Below are 19,632 nucleotides of genomic sequence, written 5' to 3'. Positions count from 1 at the left end.
TGCCACCGGTACGCCGCTACCGGCGCCGAGCGGCCTGGAAGAACCAGTTCGACGGCCGGAGATAGGCCAGCACGATGAACACCACCATCGCGAGGAAGCTCACCGCTGCCGTCGTGTAAGCCAAGGCCATCGCCGTACCGGAGGAGTCCAGTGACGTCGACGTGCCTCCGGCGGTGATGGTGGTGCTCGTAGCCCCCATCAGCTGGAGCAGGGAAACGAACAGCCACAGTCCCGCGAACACCGTCAAGGTGACCCGGGCCCAGTTCCGCCCCGCTCGCATCTTGAACCCGAACAGGATCCAGAGACCGGTCAGCACCACGTAGAAGAACACCATGATGCCGATGCCCACCATGGCCACGCTACCGGCCATCTCCTGGATGTCCGGATCACTGGTGGAGCTGAGGACCGCGTTCATCGCCTCCCGCTGGAGGAACGTGCTCACCACGAACATCACCGTGGCCAGTACCGGGACCACGACCGCGATCCAGAACGCGGCCTCGATCGTCTTCGGCCGGGGCACACCGGCCATGTCGTGCGGGGAGACCGGCGGCGCCGCATAGGGGTGGTTCTGCGGGTACCCAGCCTGCCGGGGATCACCGGGGTATTGCGGGTGCTGGTATTCGAGTTGCTGGTACTGGAAGTACTGGTATTGGGAGTACTGGGGATACTGCGCGTATCCGCCCTGCTGCGGAAAGCCTCCGGACGGCGTTCCCTGCTGGAGATACTGGCCGGGTGGTTGCTGACCCGGCGGATATTGGCCGAGTGGCGGTTGCTGATTCTGCTGCCATGGATCCTGCGGCGACGTCACGCGCCAAACAGTAGAAACCACCGGCTGCTGTGTCCACTCACCGGATCGGTGGCACAGGATCAGCGGGAACGGCTCGCTCGCTGCGCGAGAAACCGCCGCCTTGCCTCCCGGAAGAAGCCGATCGCCTCCGGGCGCAGCATCAGCACCAGCACGGCCGCGTTGAGTCCGAGTCCGATCAGGTTGAACACGATGTCCGGGGCGCCGATCCGCACACTCGTGCCCTGCATGGTCACCGTCGACCCCAACGTAACCAACCCGAACAGCATGAGCAATGTTCGGACCACGCTGAACGATGCGAGGACGACGACCACGATCCGCGCCCAGTTCCGTCCCTGCACCATCCGGTTCGCCAGCAGCACGTACACCGCGGCAATGGCCAGCGCCAGCAGCAGGGTGAACATGATTCCACTGTTCGCGGCGGCGTCCACCTCGCTTTGCGACAGCTCCGGTGCGACCTGCCGCATCTGCTCGATCAGCATTCTGCGATCGGCGAGCAACACCACGGTGCGGACGAACCCCACCACGACGCTCGCGAGCCAGAGCCACCATGCCAGCCGCACCGGCTGCGGCGGCTGCGGTGCGTCGGACCGGCCGTGCCCGCCTCCCACGTCCGCGCCCGAGGGCCGGTTTCGATTCGGCTCGATCACGTCAGGTTCCGCGTTCCGCCGTACCCTGCTCCTGCCGGAGCCACCGTGCGGCCTCGGCCGCCCAGTACGTCAGGACGATGTCCGCCCCCGCACGGCGGATCGAGGTCAGTGACTCCAGGACGGTGCGCTGCCGATCCAGCCAGCCGTTGCCCACCGCCGCCTCGATCATCGAATACTCGCCGGAAACCTGGTAGGCGGCAACAGGCACATCGGCGACCTCGGAGGCCTCCCGGATGACGTCCAAGTACGACAGAGCGGGCTTGACCATCACCATGTCCGCGCCCTCGGCGAGATCCAGGTCGGTCTCCCGCAGTGCCTCCCGGCCGTTGGACGGGTCCTGCTGGTAGGTCTTGCGGTCACCGATGAGCTGGGAATCCACCGCGTCCCGGAACGGACCGTAAAAGGCCGAGGCGTACTTGGCGGAGTAGGCCAGGATCGAGGTGTCGGTGAAGCCGGCCGCGTCCAGCGAATCCCGGATCACACCGACCTGCCCGTCCATCATGCCGCTGGGCGCCACCATGTGAGCTCCCGAGGTGGCCTGCGCCAGCGCCATCTGCCCATACAACCGCAGCGTGCGGTCGTTGTCGACGGTGCCGTGCTCGTCGAGTACCCCACAGTGGCCGTGATCGGTGAACTCGTCCAGGCAGGTGTCGGCCATCAACACCGTGGCGTCACCGACCTCGGCGGCAACATCCCGCAACGCGACGTTGAGGATGCCATCGGTGTCGGTGGCACCGGAACCGGTCGCGTCCCGCCGCTCGGGAACGCCGAACAGCATCAGGCCACCGACACCGGCATCGACCGCATCGACCGCGGCCTTGCGCAGCGAGTTCCGGCTGTGCTGGACCACTCCCGGCATCGAAGGAATCGGGGTCGGCTCGGCAGCGCCTTCCTTGACGAACATCGGCAGCACCAGCTGCCGGGGTTCGACGGTCGTCTCTCCGACCAGCCGGCGCACGGCAGCATTGCGGCGCAGCCTGCGCGGACGATGCGACGGGTACATGGGAAGACTCCTCGAAGAGGTGCTTGTGACAGGACCTCGGCCACATCACTGCCACCGGGCCACCGGCATCGGGTGGGGCGGCGGTGCTCCCGCCCACCCCACCCGGGCGCGTCCTCAGGAACGCCGAGCGCGCTTGGCCTTCTTCGGCGGCGGCAAGGCACCCTCGGCACGCAGGCGGGCCGCGTGCTCGGCCAGCGCATCCACCAGCGCCGGAACCTGGGCCACCTCCGGCCGGACATCGACCCGCAGGCCGAACTCCTTGGCCGTCTCCGCCGTGTTCGGCCCGATGCAGGCCACCAGAGTGCGGGCGTGTGGCTTACCGGCGATACCGACCAGATTGCGCACCGTCGACGACGAGGTGAAGCACACCGCGTCGAACCCGCCACTCTTGATCATCTCTCGGGTCTCGGCGGGCGGCGGCGCGGCACGCACCGTCCGGTACGCGGTCACGTCGTCGACCTCCCAGCCACGCTCGGAGAGGCCTGCGGACAGGGTCTCGGTGGCGATGTCGGCGCGCGGCAGCAGCACCCGGGCCACGGGATCCAGCACGTCGTCGTGCGGCGGGAAGTCCTGCAGCAATCCCTCGCTCGACTGGTCACCGGAGGGCAGCAGTTCCGGCGTGATGCCGAACGAACGCACCTTGTCGGCCGTGGCCTCGCCCACGCACGCGATCTTGACGCCGGAGAAGGCACGCGCGTCCAGACCGAACTCGTGGAACTTCTCCCACACCGCGCGTACGGCATTGGTCGAGGTGAACACGATCCACTGGTAACGGCCGTCCACCAGGCCCTTGACCGCGCGCTCCATCTGCGCCGGACTGCGCGGCGGTTCCACCGAGATCGTCGGGACCTCGTGCGAGACGGCACCGTGCGACCACAGCCGCTCACTCATCGATCCGGCCTGCTCCTTGGTGCGCGGCACCAGGACCTTCCAGCCGTACAGCGCGCGGGACTCCCACCAGGACAGTCCCTTGCGGCTTCCCGCGGCGTCCCCGATCGTGACCACCAGGGGGCCCTGCAGTTCCCCGGCATCGGCGGCCAGCGAAGCCAGCGTGGTATCGATCGTGCGCTGGGAGACCGTCGTCCCCGAGGCGGTCACCGCGACCGGTGTCTGCGGCGCGAGGCCGTGCTCCACCAGCGATGATGCCGCCTCCGCCAGGTGAGTCCCCGTCGCGTGCAGCACCACCGTCCCCGAAACGGCGGCCACTGCCGCCCAGTCCACCTCGCCACGCACATCGACCTCGGTGCGTACCGCGCCGAGCGCCACACCGGCATACGTGGGTACCGCGGTACCGGCCGCGACGCCGGGAACCACGTCGAACGCCACATCGGTCTCGGACACGGCACGAACCTCGCGAACCACCGCATCGGCGGTCAGCGGATCGCCCGCCACGAGACGCACCACAGGGCGCCCGGTCTTCGCCTCGGTGGCCAGGTTGCCTGCCACATCCGCCGGATCGCCCACGGCAGGACGCACCTCGGCACCCTCGTCTGCCAGGCCGACCACGTCGGCGGGAACATCCGGATCGGTCACCACGAGCGAAGCGTGCGTGAGCAGATGCCGGGCCCGAACGGTGAGCAGTCCCGTATCGCCGGGACCGGATCCCACGAAAGCAACTCGTCCGGGGGTATTACGTGCTCGGGTCATCAAGGCACTCCCCATCAACTACTGCCCGGGGCCGCTGAGCAAAGCGGCCCGGGCATCGAGCAACTGGTCGGCCACATCACGGCCCAGTTGCTCAGCGGCGGTCGTCTCACCAGTGGCGGAGGCACGCAGCAACTCGTTGTCGTCGGTTGCCACCACCCCACGCATGGACAATCGCTGCGCCACGCGACCGTCCTCGTCGAGGTCCTCCACCACTCCGGCCAGCGCACCGACAGGCGCACTGCAGCCGGCCTCGAGCGCGGCCAGCATGGCGCGCTCGGCGGCCACCGCGGCGCGGCTGGCCGAATCGTCCATGACGGACTGCAGCAGGTGCTCGGTGTCCACGTCCTCGACGCGACATTCCACTGCCAGCGCACCCTGAGCGGGCGCGGGCAGCATCTGCAGTGGATCGAGCGATTCAGTGATCACCTCGAGCCGGCCCACACGGGCCAGCCCGGCGCGGGCGAGCACGACGGCGTCGAATTCACCGTCCGTCACCTTGCGCATCCGGGTGTCCACGTTGCCACGGATACCGCGCACTTCCAGACCGAAGCCCAGAGCTTCGAGCTGGCTGGCGCGGCGCGGCGAACCGGTGCCCACAGCGGAGCCCGGGGGCAATTCGCCGAGCGTCAGACCGTCCCGGGCCACCAGTGCGTCCCTCGGGTCCTCCCGAGCGGGCACGGCAGCCAGCGACAGCCGGGGGTCCGGCGCGGTCGGCAGGTCCTTGAAGGAGTGCACCGCGACATCGACCTCGCCGTTGGCGAGAGCCTCCCGCAGTGCGGATGTGAACACACCGACACCGATCTCGGTGATCGGTGCCTGAGAACGGTCACCGGGCGTGGAAACCCGGACCATCTCGGTGGCGTAGCCGGCGCGCTCCAATGCCTCGGCCACCGTGGAGCTCTGCGCCATTGCCAAGGCGCTGCCCCTGGTGCCGATACGAAGGGTCTTGTTCAACGGTCCTCACCGTCCTGTTCCGGACGATCACGCAGCACCGCGGAGGTCCGGGGCGACTGAGCCTGCGAAACGGACGCCGTCGGCTGGCTCGACTTCTGCGCATCGTCGGCAGCCGGAGTGCCGATGACCGCGGCGGTCTGCGGATCGAGTTCGAATAGCTCACGAAGAGCGTCGGCGTAGCCGGAGCCGCCCGGTACCGATGCGAGTTGTTTGACCCGGACCGTCGGGGCGTGCAGCAGCTTGTCCACCACGCGGCGAACGGTGCGCGTGAACTCCTCGCGCACCTCACCATCCAGCTCGGGCAGCCGGGAGTCCAGCCGCAGGAGTTCGGCGTCGACCACTTCGGCGGCACGCCGCCGCAACGCCGTCACCGTCGGAGTCACTTCGGCGGACCGCTGAGCGGCCAGGTAGGACCGCACTTCCTCGGTGACGATCCGTGTCGCATGGTCGGACTCACTGATGCCGTTCTGCTCGGCCAGCCGCTGCTGAAGAGCTTCCAGGTCCACCACGGTCACGCCGGGCAGTTCGGCCACATCCGCAGCGGTGTCCCGGGGAAGCCCGAGGTCGCAGAACAGCAGCGGGGGATCTTCCGCCCGAGCGGGCAGTGCCTCGGAAACCACATCGGCCGTCACCACCGCGCCGACAGCGCCGGTGCAGGTCACGACCAGGTCCGCGGTGGCCAGTACGGAGGGCAGGTCGGACAGTGAGACGGTCCGCGCCTCGACTCCCTCTTCCCGCAAGGAGTTCGCAAGCCGCTCACCGTTCGCGGCGGTGCGGTTCGCGATCACCATCTCCCCGATGCCGGAACGCTTGAGCTGTGCCGCGGCCAGCGCCCCCATCGAGCCCGCGCCGACCAGCAACGCACTGCGCCCTGCCACGCTACCGAGCAGCGACTCGGCATCGGAGAGCGCTTCCGAGACCACCGAGGCTCCCGCGGAGTCGATCCCGGTCTCGGCGTGGATGCGCTTGCCGACCCGCAGGGCCTGCTGAGCCAGTTCGTGCAGTGTCTTTCCCACGGTGCCCGCCTCGTCGGCGACACCGTAGGCCTGCCGGAGCTGTCCCAGGATCTGGGCCTCGCCGACCACCATCGAGTCCAGTCCCGCAGCCACCGAGAACAGGTGCTCGACCGCGGCGCCCGCGTAGTAGACGTACAGGTGGTCGGCCAGCTCGGAAACGTCGAAACCGGAGTACCGGGAGAGCACGGCGGTCGCATCGTCCAGGCCGCCGTGGAAGGTCTCGGCAACGGCATGGATCTCCACCCGATTGCAGGTCGAGACCAGGAACGCCTCGGTGATGTTCTCGCTGTGCAGCAGCTCGTCCAGGAGCTTGGTGACGTCGTCCGCACCGACCGACACACGCTCCAGCACCCGCACCGGAGCGCTGTTGTGTGACAGTCCGATGGTGAGCAGGTTCACGGCCGAACCACCATCCCGTCCACCGGGTCGACCCCGGTATTCATGCGGTGGTTCGCTGCCGTTGTCGCGGCATCGTCACCATCCGCTTCGTTCTTGGACACCTCCGGCTCGGGCATCCCCGACCCTCCCTGCCCACGGCGGGCAACGTGGAACGACAGGATCTGCATCTCCACGGCCAGGTCGACCTTGCGCACTTCGACCTCCTCCGGGACCTGCAGAACAACGGGCGCGAAGTTCAGGATGCATGTCACGCCGGCTTCCACCAAACGATCACACACCTCCTGGGCGCCTTTCGCGGGAGTGGCGATCGCTCCGATGGTGATCTCGCGCTCGGTGCACACCTCGACGATGTCGTCGATGTGATCGACCGGGATGCCTCCCACCGGCACCCCCATCAAGTCCTGGTCGAGGTCGAACAGGGCCGACACGGGAAAGCCCCGGCTCGGGAAGCCCCCATAGTTGGCGAGCGCGTGACCGAGGTTGCCGATACCCACCACGGCAACGCTGTGCTTGCGGGTCAGCCCGAGCGTGCGCTCGATCTGCCCGATCAGCACCGCCACCTCGTAGCCGACTCCGCGCGTGCCGTACGAGCCGATGTAGGACAAGTCCTTGCGGAGCTTGGCCGAGTTCACTCCCGCGGCAACCGCCAGTTCCTCGCTGGAGACCGTGCTCACATCCCGGTCGGCCAGACCGGACAACACCCGCAGGTACACCGCAAGCCGCGCTACGGCCGCTTCCGGAATCACCCGGGCACGCTCCCTGACTTCGGGCTCGTCGGCCTCCCCGGGCGACTGCCGCGACGCCGACGAGACGTCCGCAGTGGCTCCCGCATCGTCGTCGGCCATGCCCTCTCCATGGGCCGTCACGCTGGCTCTCCCTTGCCCCGCTTACTACTTCGCCCGTACTCGGCCGGAATCCCTGCCTCGCAATGTCCGCCACCGGAATGCCTGCCGTCGCAGCCCGGCCTCGCACGTCCGATCACCTGCTTTGCGATAACAACGGCAGGCGACCACACCGGCCACACCAGCCATGATGCCGCAACGTGCACGACCAGCACCGGCCCTGCTCACCCGATGGGGTTACCACCGTAGCTCGGCAACCGACCCCGCCCACCGTAGCTATTTGTGAACGTATGCACAAAGTCAGCAGCGGAGGCGAGTTGCCGGCCCCACAACCTTCCTCCGGCATCATCCCCGAGAAGCCCTCGACGTGCCAAAAAGAAGCGGGCACCCGGTCACCGGCGCAGCGCCGCCCGGAAACGCTGTTCCTCCACCGCCCAGTACCCGTGCTCCTCGCCATCGATCAGGATCACCGGAACGCGGTCCCCGTACTCCGCCCGCAACTCGGCGTCGGAGTCGACATCCTCGGCGTGCCAGGGAACCTCCAGCTCGGCACAGATCCGTCGGATGTCCGCGGCCGCCGCATCACACGCATGGCAGTCCGCGCGGACCAGCAGCGTCACCTCGTGGTCGGGCTTCATCGCCATCCTCACTCATCGCTCGTCCCCGTCATTGTCCACCGAGGCCGGTGGGCATTTCCCGCGCATGTGCGGAGCCGAAAAATCACGCACCGGACACCGCCCGAGGAAGTGGCCGAAATCACCGGTCAGCACAGTGCGGCCGGACCACGAAGCGCCCTCATCCCGAGACGGAGCGAATCCATGCCGCTCAGACACTACCTACCGAGGAGTAACAACACGTATGCTCGCCGAACCCGACGACCTGTACCCGATGCCGCCCAGGCCCGCACGTCCGCATCCGAAGACTCCAGGGACCAGCACATGCTCCAGGCCACGGTTCACCGCCAAGCAGCGTTACGACGCTCGCCCGCACACGCACCACTCCGGCGGGCTCGAGGCTCCACCCTGGTGGAAGGCGGTGCGAGCCAATGACCGCCCCCGACACCCTCGGCCCTCCCCCCGTACGGCTCAGTCCCCGGCACACCGCCGCTCGAAGCAGCGGACACCGTCCTCCGGCCACCACCCCCGCCGTGACCAGAACGGCTGCCCAGCACCACGAACCCAACATCCCCGCGGACACCTGGGCGCACGTCCGAGCCGCCCAGGGCGGTGACAGCAGCGCGTTCGGACAGCTCTACAGCCAGTACGCTCCGCTGATCTATCGCTACGTGCTGCCCCGGGTCGGTGATCCCTGCCTTGCCGAGGACATCACCAGCGAAACCTTCCTGCGTGCCCTCCGGCGAATCACCTCCGTCAGCTACCAGGGTCGCGATGTCGCCGCCTGGTTCATCACCATCGCCAAGAACCTCGTCCTCGACCACGTCAAATCCAGCCGGAACCGGCTCGAAGTCCCCACTTCCGAGCTCATCGACACCTCGCCCACCGCCCGCTCCCACGAGCTCGGCCCCGAACAGCAGGTCCTGGCCGAAGCCGCGCACGAGGAACTGCTGAACTGCGTCCGACAACTCAACCCGGATCAGCGCGAATGCATCCGACTCCGATTTCTCCGAGGTCTCTCCGTCACCGAGACCGCCGAGATCATGCAGCGCAACGAAGGGGCGATCAAAGCCCTCCAGCACCGTGCCATTCGCAGGCTCGCCCACATACTCCCCCACGACATGGGATGAGGAGCTCGAGCAGGCACACGGGTCGCGGAGCGCGCCGTACCGACACAACACTCCACATTCAGCTTGGGTCAACAATCAAACCGGCTACAGGTTCTAAGCTAGGAGTCTGTCGACCGGGCCGCTGAGCAATGATCAGTAGCCTGGTCACCGGACCTGGACTCCAGGGCCGACCCGAAGGAACACCGGAGGAACACCGGGAGGCGCGGCGGTGCCGACACGGCAAAGCTCAGCCGATGGCGCGAACCACGGTCAGCAACCGTGCGAAAGCGCGCCCGCACCCAGCAAGGGGATCCCCCTCGACAGCGCCAAACTGGCGGGTCACGCGTCGGCCGAAGCCGCCGTCGCCGCGGTTCCGGAACTCGACGGCTCACTGACCGCCCCACCCGACCTCACCGCGGCCGCGTTCTTCGATGTCGACAACACGATGATGATGGGCGCCTCCCTCTTCCACTTCGCCCGAGGCCTGGCCGCACGAAAGTTCTTCAAGGCCGGGGATCTCGCGGGGTTCGCGTGGCAGCAGATCAAGTTCAGGATCGGCGGCGAGGAGAATCTGGAGGACGTGCAAGCCAGCCGCGAACAGGCGCTCTCCTTCGTCGCCGGGCGCGATGTCGCCGACCTGGTCGAACTCAGCGAGGAGATTTACGACGAACTCATGGCGGATCGCATCTGGGCGGGTACCCGGGCACTCGCCCAGATGCACCTCGACGCGGGTCAACGGGTTTGGCTCGTCACCGCCACCCCCGTCGAGCTGGCGCAGATCATCGCGCGTCGCCTCGGACTCACCGGCGCTCTGGGCACCGTGGCCGAAAGCTCGCACGGGCTCTACACCGGGCGCCTCGTCGGGGAGATGCTGCACGGCAAGGCCAAGGCTCATGCCGTGCGGGCGCTGGCCACGAGTGAGGGCCTGGATCTCCGGCGCTGCACCGCCTACTCCGACTCGTCCAATGATGTCCCGATGCTGTCCGCGGTGGGCACCGCTGTCGCCGTCAATCCCGACCAGCGCCTCCGCGATGTCGCCCGGTCACGGGGATGGGAAATCCGCGACTTCCGAACCGGGCGGAAGGCCGCACGGATCGGAATGCACTCGATGCTCGGTGCCGGAGCGGTCGCCGGGGCGATCGCCGCGGGATTGGCCTACCGTCGTCGCGACTACATGTAGCGGCCGCCCCACGCGGTCAGCCTCATGCGATCAACTCCGTGCGATCAGCCCAGGGCGATCAACCGAGGAACACGTTCCGGCGCTGGGCCAACAACCGATACAGGGTTTCCTGGATCGTTTCCCGGACCTGATCACTCAGGTTGAACACCAGCATCGGATCATTCTCCGAGCCTTCCTGGTACGGCGCGGTTTCGATCGGCTCACCGAATTCGATGTACCACTTCGAGGGAAGCGGCACCGTGCCCAGCGGCCCGAAGTGCGGGAACAGTGGTGTCACCGGGAAGTAAGGCAGTCCCAGCAACCGTGCGACGGGCTTGATGTCGGCGAGCTTCGGATAGATTTCCTCCGCACCGACAATCGAGCACGGAATGATCGGAACACCGGTCCGTATCGCCGCCGAGACGAATCCGCCACGGCCGAACCTCTGCAGCTTGTAACGATCCCGAAAGGGTTTCCCGATCCCCTTGAACCCTTCCGGCCATACTCCTACGAGCTCGCCACCGCGCAACAGGCGTTCGGCGTCCGGATTGCACGCCAGTGTCTGTCCCGTTTTGCGGGCCAGCGCACCGACGACCGGCATCCGGAACACCAGGTCGGCCCCCAGCATCCGCAACTGCCGTGCGGCGGAATGGTGGTCCCGCAGGGCGACCGTGGTCATCAACGCGTCCCACGGCAGTGTTCCCGAATGATTGGCGACCACCAGGGCACCCGATTCGGCGGGAATATTGTGCAGGCCCATCGCTTCCACGCGGAACCACTTCTCGTAGAACGGCCGCAAGGAAGGCAGGAAAAGATGGTCCGTCAGTTCGGGGTCGAACCCGAATTCGTCGACCTCGTAGTCACCGAGCACCCGGCGGCGTGCGAACGCCAATGCGTCCGCAACGGTTTCATCCCACGATCCCGGACCGTCCTGCGATGCCGACTCGTCGCGCGACTCGTCGCCGGAATCCGGCGAGCTCCGCGAATGCGACACCGACGAGCCACGCCCGCTGTCGCCCCGGTCGGCGGGCCGCGCCGCGCTCCCGTTCTCCGGATGCAGCGGAATCACTCTCGCGTCCGCCATCGGTCCTCCCTCAACGCAGCTTCGCGATCGCATCATCGATGCCACGTTCCACGGCCATGACATGGTCGGGATCGATCATCGAATGCAGACCGTGCCCCCGGACGAAGTCGTCAAAAGCCTGGCGGGTCGTCCACCCCGGAACAAAACCGAACTGTTCACGCAATTTGGTCGTGTCCACCACGCGACCGAAGTTCAAAAACCGCACCTGCTCCGGCGAAAAATCCACCAGCCGTGCGCTCCGGAAGAATTTGCTGACCGGAGAAACCGCCGAACTCGGCACGGGCATCGATACCCTGCCCGCCCGGCGGATCGCCTGGGACAGCATCAGTACGCCGTCGCCGCCGACGTTGTACACACCGGGGATGTTGTCGACGGTGGCCTTCTCCAGCACCTCCAGGGCATCCTCGGCGTGCAGCATCTGCAGCCGGGCGTCGTATCCCAGCACCGTCGGAACCACGGGCAGTTCGAAATACCGGGTGAGTACGGTATCGACCCGCGGTCCGATGAGGTTCGCAAAGCGCAGTGTCGTGATGTCCACATCCGGTCGCCTGCGACCGAAACCGCGAACGTAGCCCTCCACTTCCACCGCATCCTTCGCATAACCGGAAGACGGCAGGTCCTTGGGGCCCATGTCCTCGGTGAACATCGCCGGGTCGCGCGGACTCGCCCCGTACACCGCACTGGTGGATTTCACGATCATCCGGCGCACCAGGGGCGACTTCTGGCACGCGGCCAGCAGCTGCATGGTCCCGATGACGTTCATCTCCTTCAGCACGGCTCGGTTCCCCGGGCTGCCGTGGTCGCTCATGGACACGTGCACAACCGTGTCCACCTTGGAGTTACCGATGATCTTCGTGATCAACGGGTTGCGAATGTCCGCCCGGACGAACTCGGTGCGGCCCATCCGTCGGAGCAACTCCCGGTGCGGAGGAACGGTGTCCACTCCGATGATCCGTTCGACAGCCGGGTTGGCCGCGAGGCGGGCAGCAAGATGCCCACCCACATACCGGCTGACGCCGGTCACCAGAACGACGTTCGGCGCCATGTGTCTCCCTGCGCTCGCTCGCCCGCACAGTCGAGCAGCGAGGCGCATGCCGACTACGGACGTACGCTCGCGATACTACCGCCGACACATCGGCGTTTCGGGGTTGCGACGCGGCAGGTCTTCCCCGAAACGCACGAAAGAGTGTTCGGCGTGTCCGCTGCGAGGAGTCACCCGAGGCGGCCCGAGCAACCATCGACGCAAGCAGGCGCGGCGTTGCCTACTCGTCGGTGTCGTGTACCCGGCCGAGCTCCAGCGAACGATCGCGAGCCGCCTCGATCGCATCGATCAGTGCGGCACGGACACCGTGCTTCTCGAGTTCCCGGATTCCGGCGATGGTGGTCCCGGCCGGGGAGGTCACCCCTTCCCGCATCATGACCGGGTGCCCCTCCCCCTCGCGGAGCATCGTGGCCGCTCCCACCGCGGACTGCACGATCAGCTCACCTGCCACCGCGCGCGGGAGGCCCAGCAGGATCCCGGCATCGATCATGGCCTCGACCAGGTAGAAAAAGTACGCGGGCCCCGAGCCGGACAAGGCGGTGACCGCATCCTGCTGGCTTTCCGGCACCCGTGTGACTCGCCCCACGCTGCCGAGCAGCTCCTCGACGAGTTCCAGGTGAGCCTCCCCGGCGTGCGATCCCGCGGAGATGGCGCTCATGGCCTCGCCGACGAGCATGGGCGTGTTCGGCATGACCCGCACCACCGGTGTCCCCTCGGCGAGCCTGCGTTCGAACACCTTCGTCGGCAGGCCTGCGCACAGCGAGACAACCAGCTTGTCCGCAGTGACCAGCGGCTCCACCTCGTCGAGCAGTGGATCGATATCCTGCGGCTTGACGGCGACGATGAGGATGTCCGCACGGCGTGCCGCCGTGGCGATGTCCACGTGCTCGATCCCGTACTGCTCCGTCAGTTCGGCCGCTCGCTGCGGATAGCGCTCGGTGAACAGAAGCTCTTCCGGGGCGCGCCCGGTATTCAGCAGACCGGACAGCAGCGACTCTCCGATCCTTCCGGCCCCGAGTACGGCAATGGTCGTCATGCCGGTCAGGATGTCAAACCCGCTGCGATACCACGGCGAGCCCCTGTCCGGTGCGACCTGTCCGGTGCGGCAGTGAGTTCGTGGCGCGTCACCGTGACGGCATTCGGATTCCGGGCGACACCCGGACCGGCCTTCGAAGGAAAGGCCGCACATTGCACTATTGCCGTGTCAGGAACTTCCTGTCCAGGTAGGTTTCGTAGGTGATCACGGAGGGGACGGGCACATTGAGTGCCCCTGCCGAGGTGGTCAGCATCTCCTCGTAACCGAGGAAGCGGCCGGTGCCCGGATCGAGGATGAGGGTGTAGCGGGTGGGCAGCCCGCTGTCATCGGATTCCAGGGAGAACGCCTGTCCGGGGCGGTCGGCCCGGTCGTGGGTGGTGCCGTTGTAGCGCAGGCCGGGCAACTCGGCGAGCACGCGCAGTACGGCGGCGCGCTCCTCGGGCAGCAGCACCCTGTTCCGCAGCAGGTCGGTGATGGCGCTGAAGGTCCGGAGCGGTTCCGACTGGCCCGAGGGGCGCTGCCGCAGCCAGGAGCGCAGGGCGTCGGTATCCGTTGGCGGACGCCCGTCCCAGGGAGTTGTGCGTTCCCCGGCGCTCCACCGGTGCACCCGCTTGCTGTCGGAGGTGTCTCCGGCCCATTGCTCGCGGCCCGCCTCGGACCGAAATCGCGGAGGTTGCTTGCGGATCACGGTGCGCCCCGAACCATCCGGGTGCCGCCGGGATTCACGCATCTGCGGCTGAATCGCCGAGATGGTGCCGCTGCGGTCGATCTGACTGTGCAGATACCAGTTCTTCATCCTGATGTACTCGGTCCGCCCGGTCGCACCGTCCGGCACACCGGATGCCGCGGCCCGATCGGCGATGGCGTGCAGCCGCTGGGCAGCCGGGCGGTCCTGCTGTGGCGGAGTGATCTTCAGCAGCGGGGGTGTGGCCGCGTGTCCTTCGGGGGTGCTGGGCCCGGCGGAGGTCCACATCAGACCACCGGCCAACAGCACGGCCGCCGCGGCCCCGGCCAGGATCGCTCGCCGGATGCGCGCCCGGGGTCGTTTTCTCCGAGCGGCGGATGGCTCCACGCCGGTGATCCGGGCGGGGACCGGGGGCACACCCGCTGCACGCTCGTCATCGCGCATGGGATCCAGTGAGCCCAGCAGCTCTCGGACATGCTGCTCGGTGCGCCTCATCGGTTCGCTCCATTCGCCGCGGTCACTGTGACGGTCGACTCCGAGTGCCTGGCGGGCTCGGAATTGTGCAGGCTTTTGAGCAGGCGGCGCCGCGCCCGGTTGATGCGCATCGCGGCCGTGGTTCGGGCGCAGCCGAGCACGGTGGCCACCTCGGCACCGGTCAGGTTCTCCCAGGCCACCAACCGCAGGACTTCCCGATCGTCCGCACGCAGCCGGTCGAACGCCGCCGCGATCGCCAACTGATCGGCGACCGCCTCGGCATGGTCGGTACCGGCGGACCGGGCCGGTTGGGCAGCGACCTGGTCGGCCAAAGCATCGGCCCGCCGGGACCGCCGGAACTCATTGGCAAGCACGCGCCGCTCGATCCCGTACAACCAGGGCAGCACGCTTTCCTCCGCCGGAAGCTCGGCGAACCGGCGCCATGCCACGACGAAGACCTCCGCCGTGACATCGTCGACTTCCCCGTAGATCACGCGCCGACCGACGAACCGTCGGAGGGCGCCGTAATAGCGGCGGTAGATGCGCCCGAAATAGGCCTGCCCGTCACCCATCCCGCTCCCTTCGTCTCACTCACCTTGTGTCCGGCACACCTCTGCCTGTCACACCAAGCCGACGAAGAAGTGGAGCAACGCAGGTCGCGCGCGAGAAAGGTCCGAGGAGGGGGTTGAAGCGCCTACTCGGCCGAGGGGCTCAGGGCAAGCTGCCGTGCCTGGCAGATGAGCCGTCCCGTCGAGTCGATGACGAGGGTGTCCTCGTCGAACCAGGCTCCGTGCACCGCTTTGGACTCGACCGCCAGGCGCAGCCACCCGGACGCCGGGCGGGCCCGCAACAACGCGGTGAGCTGCACGGTGGGAGACCAGCCGAAGCGCCCGAGATTGAGAGTGACCGGCATGGTGATGTCTCCCGCCACGAGACCGAAGAGCAGATCCGGCTGGGCCTCCCGCGGCCGGACCCACAGCCGCAGCCGTAGTGGTCCCGTCGTGCTTCCCTTGAGGAAGCCTGCCCCCTCCGGGTCAAGACGCAGGTCGCAGGACCGGGAGAGAGCGGAGAACTGCTCGTGGTTCGACCGCCCCATGTCGACGGCCTCGGCCGGAGGCTCCACCGGCATGTCCGGCAGATCGGACCACGCCGGTGTTTCCGCGGGCAGTGCTCCCAGGGTCACGGTGGCCTCGACCTGGGTCCGCTCACCCTGTTCGAGAGTGGCCCGCACGAAGGTGACCGTGCGCCCGCGCTTGAGCGGTTCGGTCCGGAGCACGACGGGCCCGATCTTGGGTGAGCGCAGGAACTGGGCGCTCACCGACAGCGGCTCCGACTGTGCGTCGCCGACCGCGTCCGTGGCAGCGCGGGTGAGCAGCGCCAGCAGGTAGCCCCCGTGTGGATGGTCGCCGACGGCCCACTGCGGGTCGAGATCGGCGGAGTACGTGCCGTCGCCGAGGGCGTGGATCGCCGTCGCGGTGGCGAAGCCGCCGAAGTCCGTGTCCGTCATGTGCGACCCGCTGGGGCCGGGCTCGCAGAGTGCGAGAGCATCCTCGGGCACCGTGTGGGTCGGTGGGAAAGGCCACGAGCACCCGACTCGCGTAAGCGATTCATGTTCGCTGATTCTACGTATCACCGGGCAGGGCGATCGCTGCGCCGCTGTCAGGCGTGCAGCGGTTCCAGGTGCAGACGTGCGAAGAGCAGGGCTTCGGCGAGCTGCGCGGCCCGCTGCCGCGGATTTCGCGCCTTTCTGGTGTTGACCTCGAGCGCCACCGTTCCGCTGAAACCGTTCGCGGCCAGCGCTTCGCAGATCTCGGCGCACGGCTGGATGCCGTGGCCGGGAATGAGGTGTTCATCATGGGGTGCCCCGGTGCCGTCCGCCAGGTGGACGTGGGCCAGTCCGCTCCCCATTCGTTGCATCATGTCGACGGCGTCGACGTGCGCCGCTGCTGCGTGGGAGACGTCGAAGGTGTAGTTGCGGTAGCCGACCTCGGTGGGGTCCGGAGAGGGGCGGAAGGCGGACAGTCCCGCTGCCTTGCTCCCGCGGATCCGGTCCCAGGTGTGCGGTGGGCGGATGGGAAACATGTTCTCCACGGCGATCTTGATACCGCTGGTCTCCTCGAGCCCGGCGACGAGTTCGCCGAAGTTATCGGCATAGCGGCGTTGCCAGCGAAAGGGAGGGTGCACCACGACCGTGGAGGCACCGAGGTCGCTGGCGGCGACGACGGCATCACGCAGGCGTTCCTCCGGGTCGGGGGACCACACGCGCTGGGTGATGAGCAGGCACGGCGCGTGGATGGCGAGGACGGGCATACCGTGCTGTTCGGACAGACGCCGCAGTGCGGAGACATCCTGGCTCGTCGCGTCGGCCCATACCATGACTTCGACTCCGTCGTAGCCGAGATCCGCCGCCATCTCGAACGCGGCGCCGACCGGTTGCGGCCAGACCGAGGCGCTCGAGAGCCCGATGGGAATGGGTGTCCGGTGCGCTCCGGTCGTCGAATCGGGGAATGTTTCGGCAGTCATGTCCTGCCAAGTGTGACTGAGGGTGTGGACGGGTGCTGCGGGTGCGCTTGTCTCGGCGTGCCGATGTTCGGTACTGCGCCCGGGACGCCGACGTTCATCAATATCCGACCAGCAATAATGCCGCAGGGGACACGGTACAGACCAGCCCCACCAGCACGGCCAGCAGAATCGTCTGCAGATCGTCGGTGCGCAGGAACCTGCGAGCGATGAACACGAGGGCACCGGTGACAACCAGCGCGGCGACCAGTGCGGCCACCGGGATGGCGGTCCACAACCAACGGAAGCCGAGCCAGACCGCACCACCACCGACGAGGCCTGCGCCGACCTGCGTGATCAGGGTGACCCATTCGCGGACGGGGGAACGCTCGGGCTCCTCGGCATCGGCGCCGTCCGCAAAGTAGTCCTCGGCATCCATTCCCGCGGGCAGTTCCGCATGCCGGGACTGCTTGTCCTCCTCGACGCCGAGCTCCTCGCCGGAGTCGTCGTCGAAATCGAGTTCGCCCCCGATGACGTCATCGACGGCGTCGTCGGCATCCTCCTCGGCGTCGTAGTACAGCGCGTCGTATTCGTCCCGGTCCGCGCTGTCGGGCTCGAAGAGCGTTCCGGTGCCGGGGTGAGCGGGCACGGCCGTGCCGCCCATGCCCGCAGCAGGCCACTGCCCGCCGTTGACCTCGCTCGGTGCCTGCTGGACCGTGCCGCGCACCGATGGGAACTGTTCGGTCGCGCCGTCGGTTCCGGGCAGCGGAGGAGCGGAAGAAGCCACACCACCGCGCTGCCGGAAGTATCCCCTCGCCCCGGGTGTCGACACGGCGGGCATATCGGAGGTCTCCGACGGCGAAGCGGCGGAGGCGGAGGCGGAGGCGGAGGCATCCTGCGACTCGGGCTGCTCAAGGTGCGCGGGCTGCTCGAACTGCTCGGACACGGCGGGCTGCTGTGCCGTGACCTCGACATCCGCCGCGGCAGTGCCGCCGTCCGAACCGACAGTGCCGTTGGCGAAGCGCCCGGGCCGCAGGTTCGCACGGCGGAATGGACGCGAGGTTCCGGCGGTCTCGTGATTCGTACCGGAAGCAGCGTCCGGCGGCGGGGACGTGGCGGGCGGAGAACCAGCGGGAGGTGCCTGCGAACCGGCAGGGGGTGCCTGCGAACCGGCAGGGGGTGCCTGCGAACCGGCAGAGGGTGCCTGCGAGGACGGCGATGCCGCTTCGGGTGCGGCACCGTTTCCGGAGATGGGTTGCCGGTCGGCGGGCTGCTGATCGGCGGGCTGGGCTGTGTCGTCCTCGGGCGGGATGGGACGCATCCGCCCGCTGTCGGAGTTCACCCTGTCGATGATCGCCTGCGGAGCCGTTTCGGTCGGGTCCTCGGCCCGCCTGCGACGCCGGCGCGTGTTCCGTTGCGAGCTGCCGCCGTGCTGGGCGAGCAGCTCGGCGACAGTGCGCTGACTGGGGTGCTCGGACTCGCTGTCCCGACTCATCGATTCCACCGTGCCCCGTGCTGGGCCTTCCGTCCAGTTCGCTCGTCCGCCTGCTGGCCACTGCGAGTGCCCCCGGTCATGACAGGGTGCGACATTCCCGGCGGCATCGCAGCATGGTCGTCACCATTCGCGTGATCCAGTCGCCGCAGAATCACTCCCTCTCGCAACGCCCAGGGGCAGATGTCGAGTTCCTCGAGTGACAGGGCTCGCATGGTGGCCTCGGCCACCAGAGCGCCGCTGACCAGCTGATGCGCTCGAGCGCTGCTGACCCCGTCCAGCTCCGCCAGGTCCGCCGAGGACATCCGGGTGATGCAGGAGAGTAGCTGCCGCAACCCGGTATCGGTGAGTGTCCGCCGCGCCCGGGAGCCGGACGAGGGCGGGGCCGCATCGGTCAACCGCGCGAGCGTTCGGAAGGTTTTGGACGTGGCCACGGCGCGGTCCGGCCGACCGACCTTGTCGAAGTGCGCGGCGGTATCGGCCAGCTGCTCGTCCAGCCACTCCCGAAGCGCGCGGACATCACTCCGGTCGGGAGGGTCCTGGGGCAGTTTGCTGCGAGCCAGCCGACCGGCACCGAGCGGCAGCGAGGCGGCCAGTTCGGGCTGCTCGTCGAGCCCGATGGCCATCTCCAACGAGCCACCGCCGATATCCAGCAGCAGGAGCTTGCCCGCCGACCAGCCGTACCAGCGGCGCGCGGCCAGGAAGGTGAAGCGGGCCTCGTCCTCGCCGGAGAGGACATCGAGGCCGACGCCGGTTTCGGCATGGACCCTCGCGAGTACCTCGGCGGCGTTGTCGGCCTCGCGAATCGCCGAGGTGGCGAAGGCCACGACATCGGCACACCCGAGCCGGGCGGCGGACTCCCGGGCCGCGTCGACGGTACGGACGAGCTCATCGGTGTCACTGTCGGACAACCGCCCGGCGGCTCCGATTCGTTCGGAGAGCCGCAGGGCGGTCTTTTCGGACGTCATCGGGATCGGATGCGCACCGCGGTGCGCATCCGCCACGAGCAGGTGGACGGTATTCGACCCGACGTCAAGCACGCCTAGGCGCATAACCGTCCACGTTACCGGTCGCCGCCGGAGCGGGCTCGGCAACCACCCGACCTACTCGATGTGCCGGATC

The 19,632-nt window shown here is 68.0% G+C and carries 19 protein-coding genes; 2 read left to right on the top strand and 17 right to left on the bottom strand.

All coding sequences use genetic code 11. The features are described 5' to 3' along the window. Nucleotides 1-16: 16 nt before the first annotated feature. From JOF55_RS12695 to JOF55_RS12660, 8 genes are all read right to left on the bottom strand, one after another. Nucleotides 17-808 (bottom strand): hypothetical protein, encoded by a 792-nt coding sequence (locus JOF55_RS12695; protein ID WP_310273843.1) that lies wholly within the window; start codon nucleotides 806-808, stop codon nucleotides 17-19. Nucleotides 809-867: 59 nt separating this feature from the next. After that, a complete protein-coding gene (locus tag JOF55_RS12690) occupies nucleotides 868-1,455 on the bottom strand; it encodes a hypothetical protein (protein ID WP_310273841.1) in 588 nt (195 codons plus the stop codon). A gap of 1 nt (nucleotide 1,456) precedes the next feature. Then, the gene (gene hemB / locus JOF55_RS12685) at nucleotides 1,457-2,458 is read right to left on the bottom strand and encodes a porphobilinogen synthase (RefSeq protein WP_310273839.1); all 1,002 of its coding nucleotides are present in this window, start codon (nucleotides 2,456-2,458) and stop codon (nucleotides 1,457-1,459) included. A gap of 114 nt (nucleotides 2,459-2,572) precedes the next feature. Further along, on the bottom strand, nucleotides 2,573-4,105 hold the full coding sequence (locus tag JOF55_RS12680; RefSeq protein WP_310273837.1) for a bifunctional uroporphyrinogen-III C-methyltransferase/uroporphyrinogen-III synthase: 1,533 nt from the start codon (nucleotides 4,103-4,105) through the stop codon (nucleotides 2,573-2,575). A gap of 18 nt (nucleotides 4,106-4,123) precedes the next feature. Further along, a complete protein-coding gene (hemC, locus tag JOF55_RS12675; protein WP_310273835.1) occupies nucleotides 4,124-5,059 on the bottom strand; it encodes a hydroxymethylbilane synthase in 936 nt (311 codons plus the stop codon). Then, entirely contained in the window at nucleotides 5,056-6,474 is a 1,419-nt protein-coding gene (locus tag JOF55_RS12670) for a glutamyl-tRNA reductase (protein ID WP_310273833.1), read from the bottom strand. Before JOF55_RS12670 ends, hemC begins: the two co-directional genes overlap by 4 nt. Continuing rightward, nucleotides 6,471-7,340 (bottom strand): redox-sensing transcriptional repressor Rex, encoded by an 870-nt coding sequence (locus JOF55_RS12665; RefSeq protein ID WP_310273831.1) that lies wholly within the window; start codon nucleotides 7,338-7,340, stop codon nucleotides 6,471-6,473. Before JOF55_RS12665 ends, JOF55_RS12670 begins: the two co-directional genes overlap by 4 nt. Before the next feature lie 368 nt (nucleotides 7,341-7,708). Further along, entirely contained in the window at nucleotides 7,709-7,954 is a 246-nt protein-coding gene (locus JOF55_RS12660) for a glutaredoxin family protein (protein WP_374727480.1), read from the bottom strand. A gap of 407 nt (nucleotides 7,955-8,361) precedes the next feature. Between JOF55_RS12660 and JOF55_RS12655 the strand changes: the two genes are divergently transcribed. Both JOF55_RS12655 and JOF55_RS12650 read left to right on the top strand, forming a co-directional pair. Beyond that, a complete protein-coding gene (locus tag JOF55_RS12655) occupies nucleotides 8,362-9,060 on the top strand; it encodes a sigma-70 family RNA polymerase sigma factor (protein ID WP_310273827.1) in 699 nt (232 codons plus the stop codon). Between the two features lie 289 nt (nucleotides 9,061-9,349). Then, entirely contained in the window at nucleotides 9,350-10,219 is an 870-nt protein-coding gene (locus tag JOF55_RS12650; protein WP_374727479.1) for an HAD family hydrolase, read from the top strand. A gap of 58 nt (nucleotides 10,220-10,277) precedes the next feature. On the opposite strand, the gene JOF55_RS12645 is transcribed toward JOF55_RS12650, so the two are convergent. The 9 genes from JOF55_RS12645 to JOF55_RS12605 all read right to left on the bottom strand — a co-directional run bounded on the left by JOF55_RS12645 (nucleotide 10,278) and on the right by JOF55_RS12605 (nucleotide 19,562). Next, entirely contained in the window at nucleotides 10,278-11,282 is a 1,005-nt protein-coding gene (locus JOF55_RS12645; RefSeq protein ID WP_310273823.1) for a lysophospholipid acyltransferase family protein, read from the bottom strand. 10 nt (nucleotides 11,283-11,292) lie between these two features. Next, a complete protein-coding gene (locus JOF55_RS12640) occupies nucleotides 11,293-12,327 on the bottom strand; it encodes an NAD-dependent epimerase/dehydratase family protein (protein ID WP_310273821.1) in 1,035 nt (344 codons plus the stop codon). A 217-nt stretch (nucleotides 12,328-12,544) separates the two neighbouring features. Next, nucleotides 12,545-13,360, bottom strand: a complete 816-nt coding sequence (gene proC, locus JOF55_RS12635; RefSeq protein ID WP_310273819.1) for a pyrroline-5-carboxylate reductase — start codon at nucleotides 13,358-13,360, stop codon at nucleotides 12,545-12,547. Between the two features lie 157 nt (nucleotides 13,361-13,517). After that, nucleotides 13,518-14,540: a CU044_5270 family protein gene (locus JOF55_RS12630; RefSeq protein WP_310273817.1), complete on the bottom strand. Its 1,023-nt coding sequence runs from the start codon at nucleotides 14,538-14,540 to the stop codon at nucleotides 13,518-13,520. Continuing rightward, nucleotides 14,537-15,091, bottom strand: coding sequence for an RNA polymerase sigma factor (locus tag JOF55_RS12625; protein WP_310273815.1), 555 nt, complete (start codon nucleotides 15,089-15,091; stop codon nucleotides 14,537-14,539). Before JOF55_RS12625 ends, JOF55_RS12630 begins: the two co-directional genes overlap by 4 nt. Before the next feature lie 122 nt (nucleotides 15,092-15,213). Beyond that, nucleotides 15,214-16,026 carry a thioesterase family protein gene (locus JOF55_RS12620; protein WP_310273813.1) on the bottom strand — a complete coding sequence of 271 codons (813 nt, stop codon included), beginning with the start codon at nucleotides 16,024-16,026 and terminating at the stop codon, nucleotides 15,214-15,216. Nucleotides 16,027-16,178: 152 nt separating this feature from the next. Further along, nucleotides 16,179-17,042: a sugar phosphate isomerase/epimerase family protein gene (locus JOF55_RS12615; protein WP_310273811.1), complete on the bottom strand. Its 864-nt coding sequence runs from the start codon at nucleotides 17,040-17,042 to the stop codon at nucleotides 16,179-16,181. 97 nt (nucleotides 17,043-17,139) lie between these two features. Beyond that, nucleotides 17,140-18,513, bottom strand: coding sequence for an Rv0497 family membrane protein (locus JOF55_RS12610; RefSeq protein WP_310273809.1), 1,374 nt, complete (start codon nucleotides 18,511-18,513; stop codon nucleotides 17,140-17,142). Continuing rightward, the gene (locus JOF55_RS12605; RefSeq protein ID WP_310273807.1) at nucleotides 18,510-19,562 is read right to left on the bottom strand and encodes a Ppx/GppA family phosphatase; all 1,053 of its coding nucleotides are present in this window, start codon (nucleotides 19,560-19,562) and stop codon (nucleotides 18,510-18,512) included. Before JOF55_RS12605 ends, JOF55_RS12610 begins: the two co-directional genes overlap by 4 nt. Nucleotides 19,563-19,632 lie beyond the last annotated feature (70 nt).

It is taken from the genome of Haloactinomyces albus, from assembly GCF_031458135.1.
Classification (GTDB): Bacteria; Actinomycetota; Actinomycetes; order Mycobacteriales; family Pseudonocardiaceae; genus Haloactinomyces; species Haloactinomyces albus.
Note: the sequence above shows the minus strand (reverse complement) of the source record. Positions and strands in the feature narration are given on the sequence as shown.